Consider the following 6,441-nt stretch of genomic DNA (forward strand, 5'->3'; position numbering starts at 1 on the left):
GGGGCGCAATTCGGTCTTCCTGGCCGAACGGGGGCTCGACGTGGTGGCGATGGACAGCTCTGACGTGGGGCTGGACAAGGCCCGGCGGCTGGCGCGCGACAGGGGTGTCACGGTCGATTTCCGGCTAGCCGACCTCGATGAATGGGACTGGCGCGAGGCTGCCTTCGACGTGGTCGCGGCGATCTTCATCCAGTTCGCCGGCCCTGCCTTCCGGGCCCAGATCTTCGACGGGATCGAGCGCACGCTGAAACCCGGCGGCGTTCTGCTGCTGCACGGCTACACGCCGGAACAGCTGAATCATGGCACCGGGGGCCCGCCCCATGCCGAGAACATGTATACGCGCGAAATGCTGGCGGACCGGTTCGCCGACTGGCAGATCGAGCGTCTCGAGGCCTACGAGGAGGAGCTTCGCGAAGGCTCGCACCATTCCGGCCGCTCTGCCCTGATCGACCTCGTGGCACACCGCCCGGACTGAGCCGGCGCTGGCGCGGCGAAGGCGTTTACCGACGGCGGCGCGACAGGGCCAAGCGCCTGGAAACGCGAAGGTATTTTCGGCGACGCAAGTCGAACTATTGAACGATTGGTCAAATTCGCAGTGGATCGGTTGCCGCCATCGCGCTAGGCTTTGCGCAGTTCGCGCAAGACCGTGGGCTCGAAAGCGGCCTTGCTGCGCTGCCGGAACAAAGAACAAAGGGAGAGACACGATGAATTCCACCAAATCATTTATCGCGGGCGCCGCGATTCTCTGTTCGGCGCAGACCGCCGCCGCGCAGACCGAGATCGATTTCTGGCACGCCTTCACCGGTCGCCTGGGCGACCTTGTCGCCGAGCAGGTCGAGACCTTCAACTCCAGCCAGGACGACTACAAGGTCAACGCCAGCCACAAGGGCAACTACTCGGAGACGCTGAACGCGGGGATCGCCGCCTTCCGCGCCGGCGAACAGCCGCATATCCTGATGGTCTTCGAGGTCGGCACCGCGACGATGATGGGCGCCAAGGGCGCGATCAAGCCCGTGCACGAGGTCATGGCCGAGGCCGGCGCCGACTTCGACCAGTCGAAATACATCGGTTCGGTCAAGGGCTATTACACCTCGCCCGACGGCAACATGCTGTCGCTTCCCTTCAACTCGTCCACGCCCGTGCTCTGGGTCAACCGCGACAAGCTGCAAGAGGCCGGGATCGACCCCGACACCGACATGTCGACATGGGAGCAGGTGGGCGAGGTTCTCGACCAGCTCAAGGAGGCCGGCGTCGACTGCCCGATGACAACCGCGTGGCAAAGCTGGATTCACCTCGAGAACCTGTCGGCCTACCACGACACGCCCTTCGCCACCAAGGACAACGGCTTTGGCGGCACCGATACCGAGCTGGCGCTGAACGGCGAAGCGCAGGTGCATCACATCTCGAAGATGGGCGAATGGGCCCGCGACGGCAAGTTCGTCTATGCCGGACGCCGCAACGAGGGCGGCGCCAACTTCCGCGCCGGCGAATGCGCGCTCTACACCGAGAGCTCGGCCGGGTACGCCGGCATCAAGTCGGAGGCCGAGTTCGACTTTGGGGTGCGGCCCCTGCCCTATTGGTCGGCCCTCGCGGACGAGCCGCAGAACACCATCATCGGCGGCGCCTCGCTCTGGGTGATGGAGGGGCATGAGCCCGAGGAATACAAGGCCGTCGCGGCCTTCCTCAACTTCCTCTCCAGTGCCGAGATCCAGGCCAAGTGGCACCAGGATACCGGTTATCTTCCGATCACCGCCGAGGCCGGCGAACTGACCAAGTCGCAGGGCTTTTACGAAGAGACCCCCGGCACCGACATCGCGGTGACGCAGATGACGGCCAAGGAGCCGACGAAGAACTCCAAGGGCCTGCGCCTGGGGTCCTTCGACCAGATTCGCGGCATCATCGACGAGGAACTCGAGGCCGTATGGTCCGGTGACAAGGACGCGCAAAGCGCGCTCGACAGCGCGGCGGAACGCGGCAACGCGCTGCTGCGCCGCTTCGAGCAGTCTTCGCGCTAAGCCGATGACAGCCGCCCCGGGCCGACCGGGGCGGCGCCTCACCGCATGGAAAAGCGCGTCACATTCAAGGGCATATGGTTGCCGATCCTGCTGGTTCTGCCGCAGATCGTGATCACGGCCCTGTTCTTCTTTTACCCGGCCGGACAGGCGATCTGGCAGTCGCTGTTCATCCCCGACCCTTTCGGGCTGTCGATGACATGGGTGGGGCTGGACAACTTCAAGTTTCTCTTCAACGATCCCTATTACCGCGCCTCGTTCGTGACCACGGCGGTCTTCTCGATCCTGGTCACGGTGGTGTCGATGGGCATCGCGCTCTACCTCGCCGTGCTCGCCGACCGGCTGATCAAGGGCTCGGGCGCCTATCGCACGCTGCTGATCTGGCCCTACGCGGTCGCACCGGCAGTGGCGGGCGTCCTGTGGCTGTTCATGTTCAACACCCGCGTCGGCGTCGTCGCCTGGTATCTGGGTGTACTCGGCTACGACTGGAACCACGTTCTGAACGAGGGCGAGGCCATGGGCCTGGTCGTCGTCGCCTCCGCCTGGGGGCGCATCAGCTACAACTTCCTGTTCTTTCTCGCCGGCCTGCAGGCGATCCCGCGCTCGGTGATCGAGGCCGCGGCCATCGACGGCGCGCATTTCTGGACCCGCTTTCGCACCATCGTCTGGCCGCTGCTGTCGCCGACCACATTCTTCCTGCTGGTGGTGAACATCATCTACGCCTTTTTCGAGACCTTCGGCGTGATCCACACCATCACCGGCGGCGGCCCGCAACAGGCGACGACGATCCTTGTCTACAAGGTCTTCTCGGACGGCTTCGTCGGCCAGGACCTCGGCTCGTCCGCGGCGCAGTCGGTGGTGCTGCTGGTGCTGGTCTCGATCCTGACCGTGGTCCAGTTCAAGTACATCGAGCGCAGGGTGCATTACTGATGGCGGGGCAAGGCGGCATGGTCGAACGGCGCGGCGCGGGGCTCTGGCTGACGCATCTCGGGCTGATCATCGGGGTCGCCTTCATCTTCTTCCCGATCTGGCTCGCCTTCGTCGCCTCGACCGTCACCAATGCCGAGGTCATCCGCCCGCCCATGCCGCTGCTTCCCGGCGACCAACTGGTCGAGAACTACTCCAAGGCGCTGGCCTCCGGGATCAACGCGCCGGTGGCGCGGATGCTGCTGAACTCGCTGATCATGGCGATGGGCATCGCGCTGGGCAAGATCGTGATCTCGCTGCTGTCGGCCTTTGCCATCGTCTATTTTCGCTTTCCCTTCCGGCGCCTGTTCTTCTGGCTGATCTTCCTGACGCTGATGCTGCCGGTCGAGGTGCGTATCGTGCCCACCTATGAGGTCGCCGCGAATTTCGGAATGCTCAACAGCTACCAGGGGCTGATCCTGCCGCTGATCGCCTCGGCCACGGCGACCTTCCTGTTCCGGCAATTCTTCATGACCGTCCCGGACGAGCTGGCCGAGGCCGCGCGCGTCGACGGGGCGCGGCCGATGCGCTTTTTCTTCGATATCCTGCTGCCAATGAGCCGCACCAATATCGCCGCCCTTTTCGTGATCCTCTTCATCTACGGCTGGAACCAGTATCTCTGGCCGCTGCTGATCACCACCGATCCGGAGATGAATACCATCGTCATGGGGATCAAGCAGATGTTCCCCAGCGGAGACGATTTCGCTGACTGGCCGGTGATCATGGCGACCGCGATCCTGGCGATGGTGCCGCCGGTCATCGTGGTGGTGGGGATGCAACGTCTGTTCATCCGCGGTCTCGTGGACAGCGAGAAATGAGGGTTTCGGCAGCGAATACAGGCCTTTCCCGCGGCAATGACCGCGACAAGGCGGCAGAACAGGAGCGGATCGCATGGCGCGCTTGACCCTGACGGACGTCAGGAAATCCTTCGGGAAGACAGAGGTGATCCACGGCGTCGACATCGACATCGCCGAGGGCGAGTTCATCGTGATCGTCGGCCCTTCCGGCTGCGGAAAATCCACGTTGCTGCGCATGGTCGCGGGGCTTGAGCAGATCACCTCGGGCGAGGTGCGCATCGACGGCGAGGTGGTTAACGCGAAAGAGCCGATGGACCGCGACATCGCCATGGTCTTCCAGAACTACGCGCTCTACCCGCATATGTCGATTTTCGACAACATGGCCTACGGGCTGAAGATCGCGAAGCTGCCGCGCGCCGAGATCGAAGAGCGCGTGGCCACGGCGGCGAAACTTCTACAGCTCGAACCCTACCTTGCGCGCAAGCCGCGCGAGCTCTCCGGCGGGCAACGTCAGCGCGTCGCCATGGGCCGCGCCATCGTACGCAAGCCCGCGGTCTTTCTATTCGACGAGCCGCTCAGCAACCTTGACGCCAAGCTGCGCGTGCAAATGCGCCTCGAGATCAAGGCACTGCAACGCGAGCTGGGCGTCACCTCGCTCTATGTCACCCACGACCAGGTCGAGGCGATGACGCTGGCCGACCGCATGATCGTGATGAACGACGGCGTCGCCGACCAGATCGGCAGGCCGCTCGAGGTCTACGCCAACCCGCAGACCGCCTTCGTCGCCGGTTTCATCGGCTCGCCGCCGACGAATTTCCTCGACGGCGCGCTGGTCGAAGGCACCGAAGCGGGCGCGCGCGTCGGCATTCGCCCCGAGCATCTGCGCCTCGTGAACCAGGGTCGTCTGCCCGCGACCGTCGCCTATACCGAGGCCCTGGGCGCCGAAACGCTGGTGCATTGCCGCATCGCCGACGGCACCCAGATCACCCTGCGCCAGGAGGCCGCGCAGCCGATCCCCCCCGAGGGCCAGGCCCTCGAAATCGACTGGGACGATTCCGACGCGATGCTTTTCGACGCCGAGGGCCGTCGTATCTGAGCGTTGCACCGATTGCACCTGCTGTGACGGTAGGCAAATCGTCTACGCGCCCGGCAGTCACCTCGCGGCGCGTATCCGCGAGGCGATGGGAAAGACATTCGCCGGATCGGCGCGGCAGATCGCGTGGCTGGCCTCGAGCACGAAATCGAACCAGCGCGCGCGGAAGTTTTCGTAGCTTTCGCCCGGACGCGGGCTTGGCCCCGGCCTCGTATCGCATTCAATCCTGCCGTCGCGCCAGTATGTCGCCGCCCAGAAGATCGGAACCTCCTTGCGGTACGCGATCTGGGGAACCGAATCCGGTAGATCGAAGCGGGCGCCCCGATGTTCGACCGGGTAGAAGGTGCTTCCGTTCCGGCCGTCGCCCGCCAGGCCGACGATCCGCCCCTGGCGCAGGTGGCGGACGACGTCGCGGGCGATTCTTGTACCGGATGCATTCGGTTCGAGCGGGTTGAAATGCTCGCCTCCGTCCAACAACGCCTTGTGAATAGGATGGCCGCCGATGATCTCGACCGGAACGCCCCAATGAAGGAAACAGGCCAGGGTGCCCATCAATTCTCCGGCATGGGTAATGGCCAGGATGCCGGGTTTGCCGGCGGCGCTCAGTGCCTGTAGCTCGGGTGCGGCCTTCGGCGTCACTGCCGCTACGAACTCTTCCCATGTCTCGGGCTGCGCAATCCATTGCGCCCGCCTGCGCTTTCGCTCCAAAGCCGCCAGCCCGACTGAGCGCTGCCAGGTTTCCCGCTCGGCCTCGGGTATCTCGAGCCAGTTCATCAGAACGTCGGCATTCGGGATCTTCGGCAGCCGTCCATCGGCCTCGGCCCGGTCGATCTGCAAGGCGGCTTCATTACCGGTCGAGGCGGTTTGCGCGCGGATGCGACGGGCAAGGTCGACGGCTTCTTGCACCCGCCCTTCGGCACTCAGCAGCCAGCTTGCCTGGACGCTCAACATGAGCGAGCCGCTTTGCGCAACCATCTCGCCCAGCGCCGCCACCGCACGCGTGCGGTCCTCGGCGCTGCCGACGTTTTTCCAGCCACGCGCCAGCAAGGTATCGAGCCGGGACGCGGTCAGGCGCTCGAGCGCCGGCAGGCTGGCGACAAGCGCGGCAACATGCCCGCCCCGAAGCGCCCGCGCGATGAAACCGGCGAGCATCGCGTCAGAGGGCGCCGATTGTGGCTCGAGACCGGCGATCAGCCGCGCCGCGTCCTCGATCGCATCGTTGGCGAGCAGCGCGCGCAGGGCGAGTCGCTGGATCGCCGAATCGCTCCGGTACCGCGCGATGATCGGCTCGACGACCTCGACGGCGCGGTTTCCGTCGCCAAGGGCGGCTGCCGCCTTCAGGCGCAGCTTCGCGAGGTTGAGGGCCTGTGCTGGCTCCGCGTCTTCCTGCGCTCCGGTTCCAGTCACTTCGAGAGCCCGTCCCGCATCGCCGCTTTCCAGATAGGCCCTGCCCAGAAGAGCAGGGATCGGGGACGCGCGCCGCGGCAGCGATTCGAGGATTGCGATGGCGCGGTCGGCCTCTCCGGCGGCCAGGGGGATCCGGGGCTGCAAGGCCGCGCGCCGGCTGTGGGGG

6 protein-coding genes are annotated in these 6,441 nt (G+C 65.3%); 5 read left to right on the top strand and 1 reads right to left on the bottom strand.

The features are described from left to right. From ACN0T5_RS21360 to ugpC, 5 genes are all read left to right on the top strand, one after another. On the top strand, positions 1-475 hold a 475-nt coding region (locus ACN0T5_RS21360; protein ID WP_417770620.1), incomplete at its 5' end, for an SAM-dependent methyltransferase. Between the two features lie 229 nt (positions 476-704). Continuing rightward, positions 705-2,015, top strand: a complete 1,311-nt coding sequence (ugpB, locus tag ACN0T5_RS21365) for a sn-glycerol-3-phosphate ABC transporter substrate-binding protein UgpB (RefSeq protein WP_417770621.1) — start codon at positions 705-707, stop codon at positions 2,013-2,015. Positions 2,016-2,060: 45 nt separating this feature from the next. Beyond that, a complete protein-coding gene (gene ugpA / locus ACN0T5_RS21370; RefSeq protein WP_417770622.1) occupies positions 2,061-2,942 on the top strand; it encodes a sn-glycerol-3-phosphate ABC transporter permease UgpA in 882 nt (293 codons plus the stop codon). Positions 2,943-2,959: 17 nt separating this feature from the next. Then, positions 2,960-3,796, top strand: coding sequence for a sn-glycerol-3-phosphate ABC transporter permease UgpE (gene ugpE, locus ACN0T5_RS21375; protein ID WP_417770625.1), 837 nt, complete (start codon positions 2,960-2,962; stop codon positions 3,794-3,796). Between the two features lie 73 nt (positions 3,797-3,869). Continuing rightward, positions 3,870-4,871 carry a sn-glycerol-3-phosphate ABC transporter ATP-binding protein UgpC gene (gene ugpC / locus ACN0T5_RS21380; protein ID WP_417770623.1) on the top strand — a complete coding sequence of 334 codons (1,002 nt, stop codon included), beginning with the start codon at positions 3,870-3,872 and terminating at the stop codon, positions 4,869-4,871. Positions 4,872-4,928: 57 nt separating this feature from the next. Here the strand turns inward: ugpC and ACN0T5_RS21385 are convergent. Further along, a partial coding sequence (locus tag ACN0T5_RS21385) for a hypothetical protein (RefSeq protein WP_417770624.1) occupies positions 4,929-6,441 on the bottom strand: 1,513 nt, incomplete at its 5' end.

This window comes from Stappia sp. (assembly GCF_048261845.1).
Classification (GTDB): domain Bacteria; phylum Pseudomonadota; class Alphaproteobacteria; order Rhizobiales; family Stappiaceae; genus Stappia.